At 63.7% G+C, this 23,225-nt stretch carries 23 protein-coding genes and 2 pseudogenes; 9 read left to right on the forward strand and 16 right to left on the reverse strand.

What is annotated here, in order from left to right; translation table 11 throughout:
* Positions 1-2 precede the first annotated feature (2 nt).
* Both MSIMFI_RS18180 and lnt read right to left on the reverse strand, forming a co-directional pair.
* Positions 3-716, reverse strand: a complete 714-nt coding sequence (locus MSIMFI_RS18180; RefSeq protein ID WP_191498502.1) for an SHOCT domain-containing protein — start codon at positions 714-716, stop codon at positions 3-5.
* Positions 709-2,214 (reverse strand): apolipoprotein N-acyltransferase, encoded by a 1,506-nt coding sequence (lnt, locus tag MSIMFI_RS18185; RefSeq protein WP_191498503.1) that lies wholly within the window; start codon positions 2,212-2,214, stop codon positions 709-711. Before lnt ends, MSIMFI_RS18180 begins: the two co-directional genes overlap by 8 nt.
* A gap of 95 nt (positions 2,215-2,309) precedes the next feature.
* Between lnt and MSIMFI_RS18190 the strand changes: the two genes are divergently transcribed.
* On the forward strand, positions 2,310-3,257 hold the full coding sequence (locus MSIMFI_RS18190; protein WP_191498504.1) for an SDR family oxidoreductase: 948 nt from the start codon (positions 2,310-2,312) through the stop codon (positions 3,255-3,257).
* On the opposite strand, the gene MSIMFI_RS18195 is transcribed toward MSIMFI_RS18190, so the two are convergent.
* Both MSIMFI_RS18195 and MSIMFI_RS18200 read right to left on the reverse strand, forming a co-directional pair.
* Positions 3,254-5,119: an Hsp70 family protein gene (locus MSIMFI_RS18195; protein WP_191498505.1), complete on the reverse strand. Its 1,866-nt coding sequence runs from the start codon at positions 5,117-5,119 to the stop codon at positions 3,254-3,256. The genes MSIMFI_RS18190 and MSIMFI_RS18195 overlap by 4 nt on opposite strands.
* Positions 5,120-5,246: 127 nt before the next feature.
* Positions 5,247-6,275, reverse strand: coding sequence for an NAD(P)H-dependent amine dehydrogenase family protein (locus tag MSIMFI_RS18200; RefSeq protein WP_260861272.1), 1,029 nt, complete (start codon positions 6,273-6,275; stop codon positions 5,247-5,249).
* Positions 6,276-6,439: 164 nt separating this feature from the next.
* On the opposite strand from MSIMFI_RS18200, the gene MSIMFI_RS18205 reads away from it, so the two are divergent.
* The 3 genes from MSIMFI_RS18205 to MSIMFI_RS18215 all read left to right on the forward strand — a co-directional run bounded on the left by MSIMFI_RS18205 (position 6,440) and on the right by MSIMFI_RS18215 (position 9,566).
* Complete coding sequence (locus tag MSIMFI_RS18205; protein WP_191498506.1) at positions 6,440-6,778, forward strand: MmpS family transport accessory protein; 339 nt, start codon at positions 6,440-6,442, stop codon at positions 6,776-6,778.
* A gap of 22 nt (positions 6,779-6,800) precedes the next feature.
* A complete protein-coding gene (locus MSIMFI_RS18210; protein ID WP_191498507.1) occupies positions 6,801-8,087 on the forward strand; it encodes a cytochrome P450 in 1,287 nt (428 codons plus the stop codon).
* Between the two features lie 102 nt (positions 8,088-8,189).
* On the forward strand, positions 8,190-9,566 hold the full coding sequence (locus MSIMFI_RS18215) for a flavin monoamine oxidase family protein (RefSeq protein ID WP_191498508.1): 1,377 nt from the start codon (positions 8,190-8,192) through the stop codon (positions 9,564-9,566).
* Positions 9,567-9,603: 37 nt separating this feature from the next.
* Here MSIMFI_RS18215 and MSIMFI_RS18220 read toward each other — a convergent pair whose 3' ends face one another.
* Positions 9,604-10,209, reverse strand: a complete 606-nt coding sequence (locus MSIMFI_RS18220) for a class I SAM-dependent methyltransferase (protein WP_224770306.1) — start codon at positions 10,207-10,209, stop codon at positions 9,604-9,606.
* A gap of 35 nt (positions 10,210-10,244) precedes the next feature.
* On the opposite strand from MSIMFI_RS18220, the gene MSIMFI_RS18225 reads away from it, so the two are divergent.
* Positions 10,245-10,820, forward strand: coding sequence for an ester cyclase (locus MSIMFI_RS18225; RefSeq protein WP_191498509.1), 576 nt, complete (start codon positions 10,245-10,247; stop codon positions 10,818-10,820).
* Positions 10,817-11,344, forward strand: a complete 528-nt coding sequence (locus MSIMFI_RS28335) for a hypothetical protein (RefSeq protein WP_224770307.1) — start codon at positions 10,817-10,819, stop codon at positions 11,342-11,344. The genes MSIMFI_RS18225 and MSIMFI_RS28335 overlap by 4 nt, the downstream gene beginning before the upstream one ends.
* 42 nt (positions 11,345-11,386) lie before the next feature.
* Here the strand turns inward: MSIMFI_RS28335 and MSIMFI_RS18235 are convergent.
* Both MSIMFI_RS18235 and MSIMFI_RS18240 read right to left on the reverse strand, forming a co-directional pair.
* Positions 11,387-12,502 (reverse strand): annotated as a pseudogene (locus MSIMFI_RS18235) (sulfotransferase family protein); the annotation flags it as partial.
* Between the two features lie 15 nt (positions 12,503-12,517).
* Positions 12,518-13,825 (reverse strand): annotated as a pseudogene (locus MSIMFI_RS18240) (cytochrome P450); the annotation flags it as partial.
* A 363-nt stretch (positions 13,826-14,188) separates the two neighbouring features.
* Here MSIMFI_RS18240 and MSIMFI_RS18245 point away from each other — a divergent pair.
* Positions 14,189-14,488 carry a DUF2695 domain-containing protein gene (locus tag MSIMFI_RS18245; RefSeq protein WP_191498512.1) on the forward strand — a complete coding sequence of 100 codons (300 nt, stop codon included), beginning with the start codon at positions 14,189-14,191 and terminating at the stop codon, positions 14,486-14,488.
* 5 nt (positions 14,489-14,493) lie between these two features.
* Here the strand turns inward: MSIMFI_RS18245 and MSIMFI_RS18250 are convergent, their stop codons facing one another.
* The 5 genes from MSIMFI_RS18250 to MSIMFI_RS29340 form a co-directional block, all read right to left on the reverse strand.
* Positions 14,494-15,213, reverse strand: a complete 720-nt coding sequence (locus MSIMFI_RS18250) for a potassium channel family protein (RefSeq protein ID WP_224770308.1) — start codon at positions 15,211-15,213, stop codon at positions 14,494-14,496.
* 20 nt (positions 15,214-15,233) lie between these two features.
* The gene (locus MSIMFI_RS18255; RefSeq protein ID WP_224770309.1) at positions 15,234-15,947 is read right to left on the reverse strand and encodes a haloacid dehalogenase type II; all 714 of its coding nucleotides are present in this window, start codon (positions 15,945-15,947) and stop codon (positions 15,234-15,236) included.
* Positions 15,948-15,977: 30 nt separating this feature from the next.
* Positions 15,978-16,757 carry an Rv3717 family N-acetylmuramoyl-L-alanine amidase gene (locus MSIMFI_RS18260; protein WP_191498513.1) on the reverse strand — a complete coding sequence of 260 codons (780 nt, stop codon included), beginning with the start codon at positions 16,755-16,757 and terminating at the stop codon, positions 15,978-15,980.
* Between the two features lie 118 nt (positions 16,758-16,875).
* Positions 16,876-17,226: a type II toxin-antitoxin system PemK/MazF family toxin gene (locus tag MSIMFI_RS18265; RefSeq protein ID WP_191498514.1), complete on the reverse strand. Its 351-nt coding sequence runs from the start codon at positions 17,224-17,226 to the stop codon at positions 16,876-16,878.
* A complete protein-coding gene (locus tag MSIMFI_RS29340; RefSeq protein ID WP_313958179.1) occupies positions 17,210-17,332 on the reverse strand; it encodes a hypothetical protein in 123 nt (40 codons plus the stop codon). Before MSIMFI_RS29340 ends, MSIMFI_RS18265 begins: the two co-directional genes overlap by 17 nt.
* Before the next feature lie 149 nt (positions 17,333-17,481).
* Here MSIMFI_RS29340 and MSIMFI_RS18275 point away from each other — a divergent pair, with 149 nt between their 5' ends.
* Entirely contained in the window at positions 17,482-18,975 is a 1,494-nt protein-coding gene (locus tag MSIMFI_RS18275; RefSeq protein WP_224770310.1) for an alpha/beta fold hydrolase, read from the forward strand.
* Between the two features lie 386 nt (positions 18,976-19,361).
* Here the strand turns inward: MSIMFI_RS18275 and MSIMFI_RS18280 are convergent, their stop codons facing one another.
* Together MSIMFI_RS18280 and MSIMFI_RS18285 are read right to left on the reverse strand one after the other, a co-directional pair.
* Positions 19,362-19,769, reverse strand: coding sequence for a type II toxin-antitoxin system VapC family toxin (locus tag MSIMFI_RS18280; RefSeq protein ID WP_191498516.1), 408 nt, complete (start codon positions 19,767-19,769; stop codon positions 19,362-19,364).
* Positions 19,766-20,026, reverse strand: a complete 261-nt coding sequence (locus tag MSIMFI_RS18285; RefSeq protein ID WP_191498517.1) for a type II toxin-antitoxin system Phd/YefM family antitoxin — start codon at positions 20,024-20,026, stop codon at positions 19,766-19,768. Before MSIMFI_RS18285 ends, MSIMFI_RS18280 begins: the two co-directional genes overlap by 4 nt.
* Before the next feature lie 174 nt (positions 20,027-20,200).
* On the opposite strand from MSIMFI_RS18285, the gene MSIMFI_RS18290 reads away from it, so the two are divergent.
* Positions 20,201-21,586 carry an FAD-binding oxidoreductase gene (locus MSIMFI_RS18290; RefSeq protein ID WP_191498518.1) on the forward strand — a complete coding sequence of 462 codons (1,386 nt, stop codon included), beginning with the start codon at positions 20,201-20,203 and terminating at the stop codon, positions 21,584-21,586.
* 352 nt (positions 21,587-21,938) lie between these two features.
* Here the strand turns inward: MSIMFI_RS18290 and MSIMFI_RS18295 are convergent, their stop codons facing one another.
* Positions 21,939-22,643, reverse strand: a complete 705-nt coding sequence (locus MSIMFI_RS18295) for a mycothiol-dependent nitroreductase Rv2466c family protein (protein WP_191498519.1) — start codon at positions 22,641-22,643, stop codon at positions 21,939-21,941.
* Positions 22,644-22,745: 102 nt separating this feature from the next.
* On the reverse strand, positions 22,746-23,183 hold the full coding sequence (locus tag MSIMFI_RS18300; RefSeq protein ID WP_191498520.1) for a protease inhibitor I42 family protein: 438 nt from the start codon (positions 23,181-23,183) through the stop codon (positions 22,746-22,748).
* Between the last annotated feature and the right edge of the window lie 42 nt (positions 23,184-23,225).

Here is a 23,225-nt window from a genome sequence, read left to right on the forward strand (position 1 = left end):
AGCTAGCCGAGGATCCGCCGCTTTTCGGCCTGAAACTCCTCCTCTGTCAACGCTCCGGAATCTCGCAGCGCCGCAAGCGTTTTGAGTCGCTCCAGCCTGACGCCGTCGTCGGTGGGTTCGTAAGCCCCAGCGAAAGTGTTCGCTACAGGCGTGGTCAGTATCGCCGACGCCGCCTGCCGCCTGGGGCGAGTCATCCACCTGATCGACAACGCCAGGTCGACCAGACCGACAGCGAACAAGCCGACGAACACCCACACCAGGTAGCCATATGAACTCTTGTGGCCGAAGGCCAATCGCGGGTTGATGTACCCGTTGACCTGGCCGTCCGTCGTGATGTTGTAGGTACCCTCGGCGGGAATCTGGACCAGCCACACTCGCACATGCGCATCGTTGTTGACGGTCGTTGTACTACCGATGCTTTCCCTCACTACCGGTTGCGCGACGCCGTCCGGGGGGATGATCGTGACCCCAAGCGGTGGCACCGGCAGCCCGCTGCCACTAGGACCGCTAATGACCACCGTGTGCAGGCTGACGGTGACTTCGCCGGCCGGCAAATGCAGGCTGCCCGATCCCGGGATGGGTACTTCGCCGTAGGCGTTGTACTTGTCCAGAAAAAATGCGTTGAGCACCAGTACCGTGATGAAGCCGGCCACCGAGATCACCAGCATCGCAATGGCGGCGGCCAGCGAAATCTTGGCGAGCCGTGCGCTACTCATTCACGCAGTGTTTCACGCGGGCAATTCGTTGACGACGAAACACCGTATACGCACCAGCACCACCGACAACCACAAACACCAACACCGGCACCCAGTCTCCGAGTCGCTGGTAAGGAGTGGTAGTCGAGCCCAACGGAACGCTGACCATAATGACCCCCCGGAATTCCGATGAGCACCACGCCAGCCGGCGGCCCCGAGCGTCGAAGGCCGAACTGTCGCCGGACAATCCGACATGCACCGCCGGGCGGCCCACTTCGACGGCGCGGACTGCGGGCTGGCTAGCTAATTGCGGCTGCGCCCAACTTCCTTGAAATGTCGACGTGGAACTCTGATACACCAGCAGCCCGGCGCCCAGCTGCGCCGCGCCGCGGGCGAGATCGGAAAAGGTTGCCTCATAGCTGATCAGCGGTCCGATATCCAGGGAGTCCACGCGCAGCACCCCCGGCCCGCTCCCTCGCTGCCGGTCCTCGGCGGCGGCTTTGGTATCGCGGGTGATCCGGCCCAAAAGCGGCCGGAGAGGCACGTATTCGCCAAACGGCACCAGCCGGGTTTTCCGATAGCTGCCCAATGATCCGTGGTCGCCGACGAGCACCGCCGTCTTGTAGATGCCCCCGTTGGGTGCGCGCGCGTCGACATTGACCAGCAGGTCCGCGCCTACCCGCCGAGACAGCGCAGTGAGGCGGGCCAACACCTCCGGGCGACTGGCAAGATCTTGCCCGACGCTGCTTTCTCCCCAGACCACCAAGTCCGGCCGCTGGCCCGCGAGCGTTGCGGTGAGTGCCTCGCTGGCCGCCTGCCGGACCGTCGAGTCGGCGATGTCGCCGGTCTGTACCAACGCCACGCGCACGGTCGCGCCGCCGGTTGGCGTGTGGCCCAGCAGATACCAGGCCGGGCCGAGTCCCGCGCATGCCAACATGGAGCCCAGCGCGACACATCGACCGACCACGTCCCGGTGCAGGATCACGCCGACGATCGCGGTATTTGCCGCGGCCACAAGAAAACTCGTCAGCCACACCCCGCCCAATGCGGCCGATGCCAGCGTCACAGGCTGGTTCCATTGGGACGCACCCAACGATGCCCACGGACCGCCCAACGGGTGCCACGACCGCACTGCTTCGGCCGCCACCCACGCGCTAGGCAACACCATCACGGCGGCACAGGTGCGCCCGGTACTGACCGGCGCCGACAACAGCCGGTGCGCGAGCCACCCCCACGGCAGCCACAACGCGCCCAGTCCAATCGCCAACACCGCCGCCACCGGGCCAACGCTGGTCACCAGCCAGTACTGGGTGGTCAGCACGAACGCGGCAACACCCCACCACGCACGTACGGCGCCCTGCCCGGACGTCGGCGCGGCCCGCACCACCAAGAGCAGCGGGACCACGCCGAACCACGCCAGCCACCACCACGACGGCGCGGGAAAAGCGAGCCCCGGTAGCGCGCCAGCGGCCAAGGCCGCGGCCCAGCCAGGGATGCGCCGTCCCACGCTCGGGGTCATGCAGATCAGAATGCCGCTCAACTTCGCGGAAGACGAGGGAAAGAGGACACTGGGACCCACCGGATACCAAGCAACCGGAAAAGGGAGTGATACGCATGGCCAACGATCTCGTCGTCACGGTGCCCAATCTTTCCGGGAAGCTGGCGATTGTCACCGGAGCCAATAGCGGTCTCGGGTTCGGGCTGGCCCGGCGGCTGTCGGCGGCCGGCGCCGACGTGGTGATGGCGATCCGCAATCGCGCCAAGGGTGAAGCGGCGATCGAGGAAATCCGCAGCACGGTTCCCGACGCCAAGCTGACCGTTAAAACACTCGACCTGTCGTCACTGGCTTCCGTCGCCGCCTTGGGCGAACAACTCAATGCCGAGGGCCGCCCGATCGACATCCTGATCAACAACGCCGGTGTCATGACGCCACCCGACCGCGACACCACATCCGACGGCTTCGAATTGCAGTTCGGCAGTAACCATCTCGGACACTTCGCGCTGACCGCGCACGTGCTGCCGCTGTTGCGCGCGGTCAAGGGCGCGCGTGTGGTATCCCTGAGCAGCCTGGCGGCCCGCCGCGGTCGCATCCATTTCAATGATCTGCAGTTTGAGAAGTCGTACGCCGCGATGACGGCCTATGGCCAGTCGAAGCTGGCGGTCTTGATGTTCGCCCGCGAGCTGGACCGCCGCAGCCGCAAGGCGGGATGGGGCATCGTGTCTAATGCCGCGCACCCGGGATTGACCAAGACCAACCTCCAGATCAGCGGCCCGTCGCATGGCCGGCAAAAGCCGGCTCTGATGGAGCGGTTGTACAAGATGTCATGGCGGTTCAGTCCGTTCCTATGGCAAGAGATCGACGAGGGGATCCTGCCGGCGCTGTATGCAGCCGCGACGCCCCAAGCCGAGGGCGGTGCATTCTATGGACCCCGCGGGGTCTATGAGGCCGCGGGCGGCGGCGTGACTGACGCCAAAGTTCCCGCTCGTGCCCGCAATGAGGCTGAGAGCCAACGTCTTTGGGAGATTTCCGAGCGGCTCACCGGCGTCAGCTACCCGGACTAGCCGCCGCGTGAGATTCCCGGGATCTGCGGTATGTCCGGAATCGGTGGGACCGGCGGAATCGGCGGCGGATTCGGCGGAGCGGGTGCCTGCGGCGCCGGTGATTGCGTGGTCGCCGGCGGCTGGGTGGTCGCCGGGGCCCCGGTGGTAGCGGTCGGCGATGCCGGCGGTGTGGTGGTGACGGGCGGCGGAGTTGTGGTGGCTGGCGGGGTCTCCGTCGTCGACGGTGGCGGAGTTTCCGTGGTCTGCGCCGGTGGCGGCGGAGGTGCTTGCTGGGTCGGCGGCGCTGGTTGAGTGTTCTCGGGCGTGGGCCCCGTGGTTCCGGCGTCGGTCGACGGTGGGGCAGCGGGCGGCGCCGAGGAAGTGGGAACGGTGGTCACGCCCGTGGAGGGCGCCGGCTTGTTGTCGGACGAGTTCAACCCGATCGCGACCGCGGTACCCACGAGCAGCACCGCGACGACGGCACTGATGATGATCACCGCGGGCAGGCGATACCAGGGAATGATCTTGGGTTTGGGCTCAGGCTCCGCGCGGGCATCGCGGTCGAAGCTCAATTGCGGGCGTGCGGCCGTGAACCCGGAGCCCCGCGAAGAACCCGGGTATTCGCCGGTGCCCGCGGGCATGGCGCGGGAGTCATCGTCGGCCTCCGACCAGGCCAACGCGGGCTGCAGAACCGATACCGGCGCATCGCCCATCCCATTCGCCGCCGGTACCGGCGGCGAAACAGCCGGAGCCGGCGCCAAAACAGCCGGGGCGGTAGCCGTCGCCCCAGACGCAGATGCCGTCGGCGTCAACACCGTCGCACCGGTATCGGCTGGACCGCCCGCGGCCCGTAGTGCGGCGCCGATCGCGGCGGTCAGTTGCGGACGCGGGGTTGTAACCACCGGGACGCCAAAGCGTCCCGACAGGGTGGTGGTGATCGCCGGGATGTTGGCTACGCCGCCCACCGAGATGATTGCAACCAGCTTGGCCGCGCGGATTCCGCTGCGCCCCAACGTCTGATCCAGAGCCCCGACAAACCCGTCCAGCGAACCGCGGATCGTGTCCTCGAGCTCGTTTCTGGTGAGCCGGACTTCCCCGCGCATTCCCGGCACGTCGTCGCCCAGCGTAGTGACCGTGCTGGACGAGAGCTGCTGCTTGGCATTCCTGCATTCCGACCGCAGCCGCGCCAGCGAGCCGATCGCAAAAGTGCCCGCCGGGTCGAACGGGCCGGTGCTCGGAATTTCGGACATGACGTAGGTCAACAGCGCCTGATCGATCAGGTCGCCGGAGAAGTCGTGATAGCGAACGGTCGCCGCCACCGGCTGATAGTCGCCGTCGGCGTCGACCACGGTGATGCTGCTCCCGCTACCACCGAAATCGCACACGGCGACCATCCCGCGGGCCGGGAGGCCGGGGTTGGCCCGCGCGGCAAAAAGCGTTGCCGCGGCGTCAGGGATCAGCGACGGTGGTTGCGCCCCACGCGACCACTCCGAAACCCGGCTCAAAGCGCCGCTCAGCGCGTCCACCGCCGCGGGTCCCCAGTGGGCGGGATAGGTCACCGCCACACTGTCGGGTAGTGGGCGGCCGCCGGTGGCCGCATAGCCGAGCGCCCGCAGCCCGTCGGCGACCAGGGCCTCGCTGCGGTGCATCGAGCCGTCGGCAGCCACGATTTCGACCGGGTCCCCCACCCGATCGACGAAGTCGGTGATCACCAGGCCGGGCTCGTAGAGTCTGGGATTTTCCGGTGGGACGCCCACCTCGGACGGGCGCTGTCGGTACAACGTCAGCACCGGCTTGCGGGTGAGCGCGTGATCCGCGGTGACCGCCGCGAGGTTGGTGGCACCGATCGACAGACCCAGTGCGGACCGTGGTGCTTCTGCCATGTGGTCCAATCCCCGTGTTCAGCGGCATGTCCCGGCCATCCCGCCTACCCGAATTTTCTCGGTATTACATATAGCCAATCTTTGCGCCGGCTATGCGCGAGCTGTATGACGACACGACGCGCGCTGGTCAACGGATGACGCCGGCTCCGGGGATCAGCGGGAGGTCGAGCGCCGTGACCCAGCCAGGGGACAGCTCATTGACCGCCGGTACGGCGTTAAGCGCTCGCATTCCGGTGGCCAGGCAGCCGGCGGCGGCCGCATCCCGGCCCGAGCCGTCGGTGAATCGGAACGCGGTTTCCTGAAAGATGCTCGGGGTCCCCTCGATGTCCACCCGGTAGACGTCATTGTCATGGCCCGTCGGCCAGTCGGGGGCGGCGTCGAGCCCGATGCGGTTGACGTGCTCGAGTTGGATGCGGGTTTCGCCCCGGTAGACGCCGTTGATGGTGAACCGGACGGCGGCGACGTGGCCGGGTTTGATTACGCCTTTGGCCGATTTGCGCTCGGTGGGAGTCACCCATTTTTCCCAGGTCGTGGTGATTTCGTCGAGCATGATGCCGGCGGCGTGGGCGATCATCGGCACGGTGGCGCCCCACGCGAAGATCAACACGTCTCGGTTCTCCAGCATCGGCGTGAACTCGGGTTTCTGACCGATGCCCATCTCGTGTTCGTAGTCGCCCTCGTAGTTCGTATAGTCCAGCAGCTCGGACGCCCGGACTTTGCGCACCTCGGAACACAGGCCCATCAGGGTCATCGGAAACAGGTCGTTGGCGAATCCCGGGTCGATACCGGTGGTAAAGCAGGACGACTCGCCAAGTTCACAGGCTTCGGTGATCGGCGTGATCCAGTTCGGCGGGTTCAGGTGCATGGTCGGCCAGATCCAGGGCGTCATTGCAGTCGAGCAGACGTCGATCCCGGCCCGCAGGAACCGCGTTATCAGCAGGATGTTGTCCTTGGCGTGCATTGCCGTCGGACCGTAGTGCACCAGCGCGTCGGGTTTGAGCGCGATCAGTGCGTCGACGTCGTCGGTAGCGGTGATGCCGACGGGTTCGGCCAGCCCGCAGATTTCGCCGACGTCGCAGCCAACCTTGTCGGGATTGCTGACGCCGACGCCCACCAGCTCGAACAGCGGATGCTTGACGATCTCGGCGATCACCATCTTGCCCACGAATCCGGTGCCCCAGACCACCACTCGCTTTATCTTGTCCAAACCAGCCACCTCCTGCTGCACCCTGATCCCGCACTTCACCCTAAGCGTGGCTCGTGGCCAAAGGACGCGAAGCCCCTGGTGTGCCGCCGTGCGCGGTGACAACATGGACAACCATGAAGCATCTCGGCGGACCCTCGATCCTGTTTGCTGTCGGTATCGGCTTGGCGGCCACGTGTGGTGTGGCAAACGCCGACCCAATGCCCCAAGTCCGCTACGAAGTGAGCGGCAGCGGCCTCGCCGAATACATCTCGTACCAAACCGTCGAAGGTCAGCAGCATGCCGTCAACGTGCCCCTGCCATGGAAAACGGAGTTCAGCTCATTCGGTGCTCAAGTGTTCGTGCTCAGCGCCCAGGGACCGGGCACCATATCCTGCAGGATCCTGCTCGACGGCAATGTGGTGAACCAGCAGACGTCGACCGGGCTACCCGGACGAGCCGCCTGCTCGCACTGATAACGGCCCAGAGGAGGATCCGATGGCCCTCAAGAGTGGAATTTCGACTCGGGTCAACGGAGTAGCACCGCCCGAGGTTCCACTTGCCGATGTCCGTCTCGACTCCCTGAAATTCTGGGGATTCGACGACGACATCCGCGACGGCGCCTTCGCCACTTTGCGCCGAGACGCGCCGGTTTCGTTCTGGCCCACCCTCGAACTGCCCGGGTTCACCGCCGGCAACGGGCATTGGGCGCTGACCAAGCTCGACGACATCTTCTACGCCAGCCGTCATCCCGAGATTTTCAGCTCCAGCCCCAACATCACGATCAACGACCAAACACCGGAGTTGGCCGAGTATTTCGGCTCAATGATCGTGCTCGACGACCCGCGACACCAGCGGCTGCGCTCGATTGTCAGCAGGGCGTTCACTCCGAAGGTCGTCGCCCGCATCGAGGCGTCGGTGCGCGAGCGGGCCCACCGGTTGGTGGCATCGATGATCGCCAATCATCCCGACGGGCAAGCCGACCTGGTCAGCGAACTCGCCGGGCCGCTGCCGTTGCAGATCATCTGCGACATGATGGGTGTTCCCGAGGAAGACCACCAGCGGGTATTCCATTGGACCAACGTGATTCTCGGGTTCGGCGACCCGGATCTGGCGACCGATTTCGATGAGTTCATTCAGGTTTCGATGGATATCGGCGCCTACGCCACCGCGCTGGCCGACGACCGTCGCGTTAACCATCACGACGATCTGACCACGAGCCTGGTGGAAGCCGAGGTTGACGGCGAGCGGCTGACATCGTCGGAAATCGCAACGTTTTTCATTCTTTTGGTGGTGGCCGGCAACGAGACGACGCGTAATGCGATCAGCCACGGCGTGCTGGCGCTGTCCCGCTATCCCGAGGAGCGGGAGAAGTGGTGGTCGGACTTCGACCGCGTGTCACCCACCGCGGTCGAGGAAATCGTGCGGTGGGCGTCGCCGGTGGTCTACATGCGCCGCACCCTGACCCAAGATGTTGAGCTGCGCGGCACCAAGATGTCCGCCGGAGACAAGGTCTCGCTGTGGTATTGCTCGGCCAACCGGGATGAGTCAAAGTTCCCCGATCCGTGGACGTTTGACGTCACGCGCGACCCCAATCCGCACGTGGGGTTCGGTGGCGGGGGCGCCCATTTCTGCCTGGGCGCGAACCTGGCTCGTCGTGAGATCAGGGTCGTGTTCGACGAGTTGCGCCGCGAAATGCCCGACATCGTCGCGACCGAGGAGCCGGCGCGACTGCTGTCGCAGTTCATTCATGGCATCAAGCGGCTGCCCGTGGCGTGGACTTAGTGTGCCGAGCAGACGCAGAATCGCACGAACGCCGAGCGTTTCGTGCGATTCTGCGTCTGCTCGGCGTTGACTGGTCCCCCGTTTGCTAGTAGGCCTTTCATGATGAACGATGTCGACGTATGCGTGGTAGGTGCCGGTTTCGCCGGCCTGACTGCGGCACTTCGGCTCAAGCAGGCCGGCCATTCGGTGCGGTTGCTGGAGGCACGGGACCGGGTTGGCGGCAGGACCTTCACCGTGGAGCGCGACGACGGGTCGTGGATCGACAAGGGTGGCGCCTGGATCGGGCCGACGCAGGACCGGATCTATGCGCTGATGGACGAATTCGGCGTGAAGAGCTTCAAGCAGTACCACGACGGCGAAGCCATGATGGTGGTCGACGGCAAGCAATACCGCTACGAGGGCACGATCCCATGGACCATGAGCCCGTGGGCGTCGCTGAACCTGGGCGCGGGTTTCCTCGAACTTGGGCAGATGTGCAAGTCGATCCCCCTGGAGGCGCCATGGGAAGCCAAGAAGGCGCAGAAGTGGGATCGGATGACTTTGGCCCAATGGCTGGAACGCAACATCAAGTCCAAGGTGGCACACGACCTGCTCGATACGGCGATCTCCGGCTGCTACACGTCGGCGGCTTCCGAGGTGTCAATGCTCTTCATGCTCTACCAGATGGGGTCGGCCGGTGGGCCCAGCTTCGTGCTCGGCGGCAAGGGCGCATCTCAAGACGCCCGGGTGATCGGCGGAATGGGTGCGATCTACCGGCCAATCGCCGACGAGCTGGGCGACGTGATCCAGCTGTCGCAGCCGGTCCGGTCGATCACCCAGGATCCCGACGGCGTAACCGTCCGGTCCGATCGCGACAGCGTTCGGGCCGGGCGTGTCATCGTCGCGGTTCCGTTGGCGATCGCCAGCCAAATCATCTATGAGCCAATGCTTCCCACCGATCGGTCGTTCCTGCACCAGCGGATGCCCGGCGGCGCGATCGTCAAGGTCTCGATCGTCTACGACGAGCCGTTCTGGCGAGCCGACGGTTTGTGCGGCCAAAGCGCCGCGCCCGGATCGCTGGCAACGGTCACCATCGACGCCTGCACCGACACCGGCACCCCGGGCATCCTGTGCGTGGTCATCGAGGGCCCGATCGCACGACAATATGAGCGCCTCGACGAGGACGGGCGCCGTCGGGCGGTCCTTAACGCCCTGGTGGAACGGTTCGGCCCCAGGGCCGGCAAGCCCGAGGACTACGTCGAGCAGAACTGGAGCCGCGAGCGTTACTCCGGCGGCGGCATGCTCAGCCACGCACCGCCGGGTGTGCTCACCGAATTCGGCCATGCGCTGCGCAGACCGTGTGGCCGTATTCACTGGGCCGGCACCGAAAGCTCGGTGCAAATGTGCGGGTGGATCGATGGCGCCATCCGTTCCGGCGAACGCGCCGCCAGCGAAGTCATGTCAGCCGAATCGCTCACATCCGCCAACAAGGGGTTGTGACACCTACGAGTTCTCGCTACAGCGGTTCTAACGGTAGCTACGCAGCAAGCGTGAACACGAGCAAGACTCGGGGGTACATGGTCAACCACTCGGGGGGCTGCGGGAGTCGCGCTAAGCAGATCGCCTTGTCGCCCAGCCACTCCAGCGCAGACCGGTAGGCGCCGAGGTGTGCGGGCCGGAAGGGGTAGCGGTAGTACCGCGCGAACAACTGCACATGCGCAAAGAGCACCAACTTGCCGAGAGGCCCCTCCGGCACGTCCTCGAAGACGATGATGCTACGGCGCGCGATCCGGTGGCACTGCTTGATCAACGCCATGGGGTCATGGCTGTGATGGAGCACTTCGCTGACCACGACGTGATCAAACGCCTTGTCCGGGAAGGGGATTGTGGTGCCGTCAAACTGGCGGAATGGGATCGGGGCTTGACGAAAATCTTTGACGTCCACCCCGCTTGGGTCCACCCCATACATTTGCTGTAGATACGCCGAGAGATGGCCGGTCCCGCAGCCAACGTCGAGCAGGCTATCGCCGTGACTTAGGTAATCCGCGAGCGCTTTGGCTTGGTCCCGCAGTCTGGCCGCGGGCTTCATGACGTGTAGCGCTTCCGTAACGCGCCGGCGCTGTTCCCGCAGTCTGATGCGCACTTAGAGACCTCCCTTCCGAGGATTATTGTCCAAGCATGCCCACCTCCGCGTTTCCCGCGCCTGACGCGCTAGCCGCCCGGCAAAAGCTTGTGCTCGATCATTTCCGTGACGAGGTCAGCCAAGACTGGGACGCCGTGTTGTCGACCTTCCCGCACCCCCGCTATGAACTCATCCCGCAGATGACGGTTCATGACGGGAACCAGGCGGTCCGGGGCTACTACAACTACACTCGGACCGCCTTCCCGGACCAGGACCACGAGATTATTGCGTTGCGCCACAGCGCCGATGCGGTGATCGTCGAGTTCTGGCTGATGGGCACTCATCGCGGCTATCTCGGCGCGGTACCACCCACTGGCAGCCGGTTCCGCGTCCGGATGACCGCTTACTTCGTCTTCGATGAGACCGAAACCCTTGTCTGCGAACGCATCTACTTCGACAGGCTGACCATGTTCAAGCAACTGATCGATGGACTTGACATGAAGAAACCGGCGAACTGGCTGCTGACCGCGCGTTGCGTGCGCGGCCTGCTTTCGATGTCCTCGGAGGAACCCGACCCGGCACTCACTAACACCCGCCACCGACGTTCACCCGAATTAGACTCCCGGCCATGAATGTCTCACCCCGTCATATGTTGTGCGGCCTATCCGCAACAGCACTGCTGGCGGGCTGTGCCACCAATACCGTCCATACCGGCACGACGTCGACCGCCACGGCACCGACCTCAGCCGCCGCGACGGCCGTCACCGCCCCGGTCTCGCCGCGACCCGCCGCCCCTGGCACGCACACTCAGAAGTGGATTGATCTCCAAGTCGGCCAGTGCGTAGTAGACCTTCCGCCGGCCGATCTGAGCCGCATCACCGTGACCCTGGCCGATTGCGGGACACCGCATTTGGCTGAGGTGTATCTACGCGCTCCGGTCGCCGTCGACTCGGCCGTCGCCACCGTCGCCAACCAAGCGTGCGGTTCCGGGTTCGCGCCTTACACCGGTCAACCCGTCGAAGCCAGTCCGTACTCGGTTACCTGGCTCATCGATTCCCATCAGGACCGAACCGGGTCGGATCCCACCCCGAGTATCGTCATCTGTCTGCTGCAAGCGGCCAGCGGTCAACTTCTGACTGGGTCCGCGCGTCGCTGACACATCGTCGGCACGGTCGACGCCGAACGGCGGATCGGCCGAAGGATCGTGACGATAGCCGTAGCGCTCCATGACCTCACCCCAGTGCTCATCGACGATCGCACGCTGCTCGGCCGACTGTGCGTAGGTATTGGTTTTATAGTCCACATGGTCAGCGAGGTACTGCCGTAGCCGCGGCAGGTAATGCTCGAAGCCGCCCAATTCCAGGTGGTCATATAGTTTGCGAAGCTCGCCTTCGGGATCGGCGATCAGATCCTCATAATGCAACTCATGGAAACGTGACGGATCCACAAGTTGGCGTCCTTCGTCCAACTTTCGATACAGATCGACATAGGTGGACACGACCTGTTCGTCCAATCCCTCAAAGGTCGGCCGCTGCAGGCCGTGTATTCGCGCAAACGATTTATAGAGATGAATGGTCGATGGATAGACGACGTAAGGATCCCGGACGATGTGTATGAACCTCGCCTGCGGAAAGATGTCCAGCAGCACCTTGATTCGGCAACTATGCATCGGATTCTTTAGCACCACCGTCTTGCGACGGCGGAAGTAGACCTGCTGAACGAACCGGAATAGGGTTCGCTTCCATGCTTCTAGTTCTCCCGATGTGACCTGCTCCAAATTCCGATACCGCTCATACTGAGGCGGCCGGTTTGGGAACGCGATGGTCAGGTACGGCGACGGCTGGCCCAGCATGCACCACACGAACTCGTCTTCCTGCGGATGCTGCAAGCTCAAATCCATGTTGTCCATGGGCCGATGCTTCGGCACCAGAAAGCCTATGTACGGCGTTAACCACTCGGTCAACAGAAAATGGTGCGGCGCAATGCATTCGTATCCAGTGGGACCAGTGTGACGGTTGTCGAGAACCAACAATTCATGCAGCAAGGTGGTGCCAGTCCGCCAGTGACCGACGATGAAGATTGGCGGATCAGCGATCACCGTATTGGCCACTCGCCTGCCGAACAAGATCTTCTGCCACAACCCCAGAAAGGAATTGACGATACTGAGAAACGTGTAGAAAACCGCGAAGTGCCAGCGACTCCAATGCACGGCGAAGCGGTGACGGATCAGTAGACGCGTCCAGGCCGAAAACCCGCAGCCGATCCACAGCGGGGCCGACTGCAACCAGGAAAATCGAGACGTCGAGGCTTTCATCGCAGCAGACCCGGCCTACACGGTTGCACGCGGCGTAATCGCGACGCCTAGCCGGGCCAGACCGCGCAGGCTGGCGTTTGTCGTCCACACAGGCGGCTCCACCACCTCTATCCTGTCGATGTTATTGACGATCTCGCGCAAGACCGCCTGGCCTTCCATACGCGCCAAGTGGGCCCCGGGACACAAGTGGATGCCCGCACCGAACGCAAGATGCCCGGGCGGGTTGCGGTCGGCGCGAAACACATCCGGAGCGTCGTACTGACGCGGATCACGATTCGCTGCACCCCACGCCAGCATCACCAATGAACCCGCCGGGATGATGTCGCCGCCGACGGGATAGTCGACGCGCGCTGTGCGGCAAATGTTTTGGATTGGAGACATGAAGCGAAGTTGCTCCTCGATCGCCGATGGAATCAGATCTGGTTGCCGCGCAATCAACTTGAGCTGATCCGGATTGTCGGCCAAGGTGAGAAACAGTGTGCTGAGCAAATTCGCGGTGGTCTCGTAGCCCGAGACGAGCAGCAACACAGCGAAGAAAAACAATTCGTCATCGGTGAGCCGACCGTGCTCGGCATGCTCGGAAAGCTTCCCGAGGATAGTGCGCTCTCCCAGTAGCCCGTTGTCGCGCCGTTGTGTGAACAGCGAGCACAACCGCCGAGATCCGGTGAAACCCTGCATCATCGAAAGCAGCCCCGAAACTGACAGGTTGATTTCGGTGATCCTCGCGGCCTGATTGGATGCGCGGCAGAAAGCGGCCTCGTCCGCTCCTGCAACGCCGAGCACGTTGGTGATGGTGCGCATCGGCATCGGTGCCGCCACGGCGGATACGACGTCCACGGTTGTCCAGGTCGGCAGCCCGCCAACCAGCTCTCGGGCAAATTCGTCAATGATCGGACGCCACGACTCCAACGCGCCACGCGTCATCCCCGGCGTCAGATGCTTGCGCATCCGCGTGTGGATGGGCGGGTCTGTCGTGGGCAGAAAAGGCAACCAGCCGCGGGAAAGGGTGATCCCACGGGCGCTGGATAACATTTCGTGGTTACGCGCGGCCTCGCGGACGTCGACGTATCTGCTCAAGATGTACACGTCGCGCTTGGGGTTGTACTGCACCCGCTCGCCTGCCAGAAGTTCCCGGTACCGCGGGTAAGGATCGGCGGCGGTTGCAGGATCAAGCGGGTCGAAGTCCGTGTGTTGCATACGCTTTCGGTAGCGCCTGCCGACTAGTCTGGACCGGGCCTGCCCGGTGACGCTGCCTGCAAACCGTTTGACGAACTCGGGCCCATAGGTCCGCAGAATTCGCGCGTCGCGCCGCATCGCTGTGGTCATGGGCCGGGGCGCGTGCCCGACGTTCGGCTCGGGGGCGGGCGCTCCGCCAATCGGGCACCCTGCCGGCAGTACCCAATCCTGGCCCAGTCCGGCAGGGGATTGCGTCGCTGTCATCGCCCTCCCATTTCCGGCAGCGAACGTCTTTGAACACCTGTAGGTTAACGGCGCACTTTCGGATAGGTAGGCAGTTCGACAAAGCGTTTTGCAAACAGGGCGTGAAGTTCGAACGCCCGCTAGTGGCACACGTAAGTTTTCGACACGTCGGCGTATCGGTGCAGGCGATCCAGCAACCCGGCAGGATCGTCAGATTTCCCGACGGCAACGTGCGCGTCAGTTGTGGAGCTACTAGCTTCGGACCTCATGGCGACCCCACCCGATAAAGCGCGGCGCAAGTTTCTGCTCGACGCCTACCAGGAAGCCCAGCGTTTGGCCGGCCCGCAGCTGACCCTGATCGACTACGACCAGCTTGACGAGCTGCTCAACTACATCGAAGAGAGGTCCGACGACCAGCCTTGCGACCACAGCCCCCGGCATGCCCAACGATGGGCCGAGTCGCGCGGCATCGACTGGCCAGAACTGCAGCGGGAGCTTCGGGAGTTTGGTGGCTACTGCGACTGCGAAATCCTCTTCAATGTCGAGCCTGACGAGGTATTCGGCTAGCAGAATCAAGGTCTTTGCCGTAGTTCTTCGGCCAACCTCCGGATTTCACACCGAAGCTCGTCGATGTGGGCCGCCGTAGCCGCCTGATTCTCGACGCCGGTTTCGGCGACGCGCTGCACGATCCACGAGGCGAGCGATGCAGTCACTACACCGACGAGAGTGATGCCGCCGATCATCAGCAGCACCGCGATCACTCGACCGGTGACGGTAATGGGATACAAGTGACCGTACCCGATCGTGGTCACGGTGGTGATGGACCACCACACGGCCTGTCCGAAGGTATTGATCGTCGCGCCGGGCTGGTCGCGTTCGGTGTCGAGGATGGCCAACGATGCCACGTAGATCAACAGGACGACGGCCGCAATGGTGTAAGTCAGGATGCGGCCGCGAACGGCGTTACCGATGGCTTTCTGGAGCACGCCGACGAGAACAACCAACCGCAGCAGCCGCAGCGGTCGCATCAGTGGCAGCGCAACGACAAGCAGATCGAACAGGTGCAGCCGGAACCATTGCCGGCGATCGGCGGCCAAGCTCAGCCGAACAAAGTAGTCGATGGCGAAAAGGCTCCATGCGATCCAGCTCGCCATCCACAGAATGCGGGCTTCCTCACCTTGCGGTCGGGTGAGGACTTGCACCGAGTACATGGCTAGGAAGGCGACGGCAACCGCGGCGAGTGGCCATTCGGTGCGCTGTTCCCAGAGTTGTTCCTTGGTTGGCTTACTCACGCGGCCTTACGGTAGTTCCTTTAGCAGCCGAGTTGTTCGGCGAGGTCGAGGAAATCGGCAGCGTTCCTATCGAACTCGTCTTCGTAAGCCACATCCGCGGCGGCCCCGATGCCGAGTTCCAGCGGACGTGCCACGAAGGCCGTTCGAAATCCGAGCCGGGCCGCGGCGCGGATGTCGTACTTGTGGCTTGCCACCATCATGATTTCGGCAGGGTCAAGACCGAGGTAGGTCGCGGCCATGCGGTAGACGGCGGGATCGGGCTTGAACACCCCGGCCATCTCCGCCGCAAAGATGGCATCCCAGGGCAGGCCCGCCCGCTTGGAGATGTTGACCACGGCGCTGACGTCGGCGTTGGAAAGAGTGGCCAATGTGAACACGCTTTTTAGCCGGGTCAGCCCGGGCACGACATCCGGCCACGGCTTCAGGCGCTGCCACGCCAAAGTGAGCTCGTCGCACTCGACGTCGGATAATCCGGTGACGGCGCACTCGTCCAGAACGGTGTCGAGCACGCGTCGATAGACCGAGTGCACCGAAACCCAACGGCCGTCGCGGGTCGGCGCGGCGTCCAAAGCGGCCTCCAAACCAGCGAAGTAGCCTGCGCGCCAACGCCTTACCACCTCAGCCCAATCAACGCGCGGGTGCCGACCGGCGCTGATCCGCTTTGCCTCGTCGCAAACGGTCGAGTGAAAATCTGTCGCCGTGCCTTGCACGTCGAACAACAACGCTTTCACCACATGCTCATGATGCAACGTTGAACCCCTCGGTTAGCCTGCCGCGGCTCGGGCGTTCAGATAGGCCGCTATCCCCCGGGTGACCGCCCCGGCATATCGTGCCCGGCCGTCCGCGCTTTCCATCTGGGCAGCGTCGTCGGCGTTCTTCATGTTGCCAAGTTCTACTAGCACAGCCGGGTATTGGGCCAGGCTCAAGCCGGCGAGGTCTGCGCGTCCATACAACCCGTTGGACCCGATATAAGTGGCCGGCTGCAGACCCGCTGCCGCCAGAGAATCACGCATCTCATGCGCCAACTGGATAGCGGGGCCGGCTTGGATGTCGTTCATCGGCGGACTGGAGTAATTCACGTGAAACCCCCGACCGGACGGGGGTCCGGCGTCGGCGTGGATGCTCACTATCGCGTCTGGGCGCATCGCGTTGGCCAAGGCTGCCCGTTCATCGACACACGGCCCAACAGAGTTGTCGCTTTCGCGCGACAGCTGGGTACGTACGCCCATTTGGTTGAGCGCGTCGGCGACCAGACGCGTGACGTCCCAGGTGAACGCATGCTCGGCATAGCCGTCGGGTGCCGCGGCGCCGGTCGTGTTGCACGGTTTTGTGCCTCCCCGACCATTGGGGACCGGTCGGCCCATCGAGGGGTCGTAGGCGCCGTTGTGGCCAGGGTCGAGGAAGACGGCCATTCCAGCGAGGCCCGCGGTGGCGCGCGGCGGGTCTATCAGTGCGCTGGCGCCAAGAATTGCCGGCGCAAGGCCGACGAGCTTCAAGATGTCGCGCCGTGACTGCGGTCGGCCGCACCCGTGTGGCGCGCTCACCGCGCGATGGTAACAAGCACCCGGGCGTCGCGAGCAGACACAGAATCGCACTATGCCGGTAGCGCGGGTGCGACTCTGTGTCTGCTCGCCACGGTTCTCGGCGCCAGCCACTTTGCCGTCACAAATCGAGATGCAGCCGCAGTGCCTCGTCGAGTTGCGCTAGCTCGGTGGGCGAGACTCGGCCGATTCGGCGTCGCAGCCGTTCGGTTGCAACGGATCTGACCTGTTCCGCCCACGCCTTGGAGTCAACCGCAAGGCCGGTCGTAGCAGCAGGCAAGAACACCTGGAACGGGTAAACCGTGGCGATGTTGCTTGTCACCGGCACCACCGTCACCACTCCACGCCCAAGGCGGGAAGCCGTCGCATTGGCCCGATCGTTGCTGATCACGACAGCTGGACGACTCTTGTTCGCCTTGCGTCCCCGCGCGGGATTGAGATCGACCTGCCATATCTCACCGCGCAGCATCACCGAGTCCGTCGTCGGTGGCGTTCTCCCACACGTCGGCCTCATCGACCGTCGACCATTCCGCCCACGCGTTCGCATAGTCCTCTTCGAGACCTGGATGTCGGAGCATGCGAATTGCTCGCTGTACGGCTGCTGAACGCGACGGCAATCCGGTCCGCTTGACATATGCGTCTAACACGCGACATCGTCGTTGTACTACGGTAGTAGTCTGCCCAAACCCCGGTCCGATCCGGGCACCGTCCAGATACGGTTTCCCTCATGCGGCGCGCGGCGATTGAACTAGCGGTAGTTCTCGTCGCCGCTGGGGTGTTGCCGGCGTGCCACGAACCGACGTCGTCGGCGGCCACGACTCCCAGATTCGAACGGGCCCCGTGCCCACAGTTGCTCGAACCGGTCGCTGGCTCCGATGCGTGGCACTGCGGCTACCTGGTGGTGCCCGAAAATCGCGCCAACCCGAACGGGCGAACGATCCGGCTCGCGGTCGCGCGGGTGCCGGCTGCGACGCCGACGCCGGCACCAGATCCGGTGGTGTACTTGGCCGGCGGCCCCGGCGAGGACGCGGTTCAGGGTGCGGACTTCGTCATGGGCGCCGGATTGGACCGCGACCGTGAGTTGATCCTGATCGCCCAGCGCGGAACGTACTCCAATCAGCCGGCCCTCACCTGCACCGAGATTGACCGGTTTCACGCAGACAATGTCGCGATGGTCTCCGATGCGTCGGCGATCCGGACGTGTCACGACCGACTGGCGGCCACGGGCGCTGACCTCCGCGCCTACAACACCACCGAAAACGCCGCCGACATCGCGGACCTGCGCACGGCGCTGGGAATCGATCAATGGAATGTGTACGGGCTTTCCTATGGGTCGGAGTTGGCACTGACCTACATGCGCGAACATCCCGAAGGGATCCGGGCGGTGACGATCGATGGGGTGGTGCCGCCCGATGTGGTTAGTCCTAGCTGGTTTTGGAGCAGCACACGCGAAGCGTTCGACAACGTGTTTGGTGCGTGCGAGGCCGACGTGGCGTGTCGCGATCAGTTTCCGAATCTGGCCGGAACTTTCACAAGCTTGGTGCGCCAGCTGGAAGCCGCCCCAGTCGAGACATCGGTGACGATGCCCGACAGTGATCTATCGGTGAAGGTAGTGCTGAGCGGCGGGGCGCTCGTGAACTGGATGATGCGTATGGTCTCCCGCGGCGAGAATGCCACCGAAGTCCCTTATGCGATCGATCAATTGGCGCATGGCCACCCTGAGATCGTTGCCGCTGAATGGGCCGAGTCGTGGGCGGCGGCCAAGTTTGTCGGCCAATATTCCTACGGGCTGAATTTCGGCGCGACGTGTAGCGAGTGGGTGGCCTACGATCCGCCGTCGCAGCTGCTGGAGCAGGGGCGATCCGCCTTTCCGGATTATCCGGACTCCGTATTAGCCCACCCGCCGCCATTTCCGTTCGGCATCGACCGGGAGTGGAATGTGCCGAAGGCGCCGACATCGGTGCGTGCGGCTGCACGAAGCTCGATCCCGACACTGATTGTCTCCGGAAAGTTTGATGCACGGACCGGTGCCCAGTGGGGTGATTATGTGGCACGGCAACTGAGCCACTCGACGTCCATTGCCATTCCCGGCGTCGGGCATGCGGCGGTCATCACGTCCAAGTGCGCGCAAGACGTGGTGGCATCCTTCTTCCGGACCCCGGGTTCACCCGATACCAGCTGTGTCGCAACGATTTCGCCCAAACCGTTCAAGGTGAAGTAGGGCGGCTCGTTTCGGCTCGTTTCGGCTCGTTTCGGCTCGTTTCGGCTCGTTTCGGCTCGTTTCGGCGAGCAGACGCAGAATCGCACTAACAATGGGTTTTTGGTGCGATTCTGCGTCTGCTCGCGGCCGATGCGCACTTGGCGGACGCCGGCGAACGCAAACGCCCCACTCGCGGCGGGAGATCGCTGACATCCATGGAGGAGGACGTGGTACGCCTTGTCCGTGAAACCCTGGGTAACAAAGGTATTGGCGCGCTGCTGCCCATTTCACCACGTGCTGTGCACCTTGTCCGTCTACCGATCGGAAGCGACTCGCTCAGTCTCGCAAGGCTTTTCGTTACAACGGTCCGGTCGCGGCGCAGGTCACCGCTGGCGCTCGGGCCAAAGTCACACCTGAATGATCGTCACGTTGACGGCGCCATCTAGGGCGGCAAAGTCCTCGTCCTGGGTGACGACGGGCAATTCTCGCGATGCGGCAATGGCGGCGATCCACAGATCGTTGATCCGCACCCGCCGACCAGTCTCGGCGAGATGGATCCGCAGCCGCGCCCACATTCTGGCCGCTTCATCATCAACAGGCAGCGTTTCCATGTCAGCAACGGATTCCAGCGTCGCGAGGCGCTGCGCCCTGATGTCAGAAGTCCTCGCGGCCAGCACACCGGCGTGGAGTTCGGCGAGCGTGACGACGGTGGTGGCAACCTCGTCAGGGATCAGCGCCGCGTCGAGTTGCTTGCCACTCTGGGTCGCGATGAACACCGAGGTGTCGAGCACGCCGGCAGCCCGCGGGGTGATCATCGAATCGGTCCGAGATCGTCGGTGGTTTCGCCCGCGAGCGCCGCGAGATCTTCGCGCAACCCGGGATCAGCTTGAGCGCGGCGCAATCGCGACAGGAACTCTGACTTGCTCAACCAACGGCGGCTCCGGGGGCGAACCGCGGTGAGTACCGCGACGGGTCGGCCGTTGACAGTGATGGTGACGTCCTCTCCGTCGCGCACGCGCCGAAGCACCCCAGCCGTGTCGTTACGTAGCTGACGAGACGCCACTTCAGACATGCTACGAACGTAGCACTACTGTAGGCCACGCCTCGCCTTGTGGATAGCCGCGCCGGCCGTTGCGGCCGCGATGGAGGCGGCGCATAACGCCATCAAGACCGCGGTAGCACCTGCGCCGTGATCGCGACCGTAAAGTAAATCGCTAACTGGCACAGCAAGAAGGTGGGGCCTTCGATGAGCGACATAGCTGCACGGTTTGCAGAAGTCGTCGGGAACAACACCCTGCTGACGGGCGACGCAACCCCCGAGGATTATGCGCACGACGAGGAGCTGACGAACCCGCCGCAGCAGCCGGCCTACGTCGCCAAGCCGAAGACAGCAGAAGAGGTTGCAGAGCTACTCAGAGCCGCCGCCGAACACAAGGTGCCCGTGACAGCCCGCGGATCCGGCTGCGGTTTGTCGGGTGCGGCGCGGCCGGTGCAGGGTGGGCTGCTGATTTCTTTCGAGCGGATGAACGCGGTCCTGGAGGTCGATGCCATCAACCAGGTCGCCGTTGTCCAGCCCGGGGTGACGCTGACCGACCTGGACGCCGCGACCGTCGATGCCGGGCTGCGGTACACGGTGTACCCAGGCGAGCTGTCCTCCAGCGTCGGCGGGAACGTCGGAACAAACGCCGGCGGGATGCGTGCGGTCAAGTACGGGGTGGCCCGTCACAACGTACTCGGGTTGCAGGCCGTACTGCCGACCGGCGAGATCATCCGAACCGGCGGCAGGATCGCCAAGGTTTCCACCGGCTACGACCTGACCCAGCTGATTATCGGCTCCGAAGGCACCCTGGCGTTGGTCACCGAGGTGATCGTCAAGCTGCACCCACGACTCGACCACAACGCCAGCGTGCTCGCCCCATTCGCCGACTTCGACCAGGTCATGTCGGCGGTGCCCAAGGTCCTCGCCAGCGGTCTTGCGCCCGACATCCTGGAGTACATCGACAACACGACGATGGCCGCGCTCGTCGCCACCCAGAATCTGGAGCTGGGCATCCCAGACAAGATCCGCGACAGCTGCCAAGCGTATCTCCTTGTGGCGCTTGAGAACCGTAGCGCGGACCGTCTGTTCGAGGACGTCGAAACCGTGGGTGAGATGCTTGCCGAGCTTGGCGCGGTCGACGCATATGTCCTCGAAGGAGGCTCTGCGCGCAAGTTGATCGAGGCCCGCGAGAAAGCCTTTTGGGCGGCAAAAGCGCTCGGCGCGGACGACATCATCGACACCGTCGTCCCGCGCGCCGCGATGCCGAAATTCCTTGCCACCGCGCGCGGTCTAGCGTCGTCCGCGGGCGGTGCCGCGGTCGGCTGCGGGCACGCCGGCGATGGGAACGTGCACATGGCTATCGTCTGCAAAGATCCGGACAAAAAGAAGAAGCTGATGACCGACATCTTCGCGCTCGCAATGGAATTGGGTGGTGCGATCTCCGGCGAACACGGCCTTGGCCGCGCCAAAACCCCGTACTTCCTGGAGCTCGAAGACCCTGCCAAGATCGCTCTGATGCGCCGGATCAAGCAGAGCTTCGACCCGGCGGGAATCCTCAACCCCGATGTTGTCTTCCCGGCAGAACAAGCATGATTCGCGGCACGAACCGCCCCTCTAGCCCCGCCAAGCTTTCGATTCTGATGCGCAGCATCTTCGCGAGGCGCTTGGTTTGTCGATCATCGAAACCGATCTAATCCAAATTTGATTGAGCCACTACCCTTTTCGAGCGACTGGACACTGGAGCGAGACATACCGGCCAGGTCGGCCAGGGTTTATTCGGGTGAGCCGCAGTGTAATACGACGCTCCGCAAACTGCCGCCTATGCGTTCTATTTCCGGGATAGAGCTTTCGGAGCTACATGCATAAGCATGCATGCGTAACGAGAACGGCCGTCGTCAACAATGCCTAGGTTTCCTAGCCTAAGTGGCTGGGGCGGGTTAATGAACTACCGTCCGCCGGCCAACCTTTCGACATCGATCACTTCACCGCGATTGATGCTGACCCAATCACGCCCATCGAGGTAAGGGCGCAAACTCCGTCCGATGAGTTCGGCGTCGGCCGCAGACTTCGGTCGCTGAAGTTCATAAACGTACGGCAGTTCTGCCATGCCGGTGACGACGCTCCACAGCTTCAACGCGGCCGGCCCGGTCGGCGGATCCACTAGCACCGGCCCAAACAAGCATTGTCCGTCGATAAAGAGAGTCGGCACGCCGAAGCCGCCCGCGTCGACAACCCGCTGGTGCTCGGCACGAACCTCGTCGTGAGTGGTCGGGTCATCAAGCGCCGCATCCAGAACGGCCCCGTCAACGCCGATATCGCCCAGCAGACGTCGCGCCACTTCGGGATCGTGCGGCTTGCCGCCAGCCATGTGCAGCTCATGACCTATCGCGGCATACCACCGGTCCAGGTGCGACATATCCGTGCGACGCAGCAGCGCACCGATACGCATCAATGACCAGCCGTACGACCAATCGCGCTCCCACGGGTGTTTCTTGCCCTCGACGCGGTTGATCTCCTCCAGGCTGAAGAATCGCCAATTGACCGTGATGCCCAACTGCGCGCGGACATCGCGGATCCACACCGAAGTTTGGTAGGCGAACGGGCACATCGGGTCGAAATGGAAGTCCACAACGCTATACGGGGCGGTCATCAGGCTATTGTGCCCCGGCAGACCCGCCGAGCAGACGCAAAAGTCCCCGAAAATCGCGGTTTTCGGGGGCTTTTGCGTCTGCCCGCGCCACGTGGCCCAGAGCTACTTCACGGTGACGTTCGCGGTGAATGTGCATGTCGGTGCCGGATCGCTGCCCACGACACTCGCGTAGTGGGCAACAACGGTCGTCGTCCCGGACTTCAGCGCTGTAAACGTCCAAACCTCGGTACCCGGGGCTCCAATAAGGTCGGTTTTTGCAGGCACATACTCGTGACTGGACTGCGTCAAGATGGTGGAATCGCCGATCTTGGGGTCATCCGTCCAGCGGAACGGCGTGCTGTGATTCGACCCCAATGACACCTTGAGCGTGTCCCCTACCGAAAGCGCGACGTCGCGACTGATGGTGGTCTGGTTCAACACATCGTCCATGGAGACGTCGATGGTCTTGGTCGCCGCTTGACTCTTGGTTGAGCAAGCGGCCACCCCTACCGCAATCAGGGTGACCAACATGGCGACGGCAGCGATGAGCCTAGTCTTCACGAGAATCTAATATTCCACGTCTGCCAGAGTCCGGAGGTGAAC

Source organism: Mycobacterium simulans, from assembly GCF_900232995.1.
Lineage (GTDB): Bacteria > Actinomycetota > Actinomycetes > Mycobacteriales > Mycobacteriaceae > Mycobacterium > Mycobacterium simulans.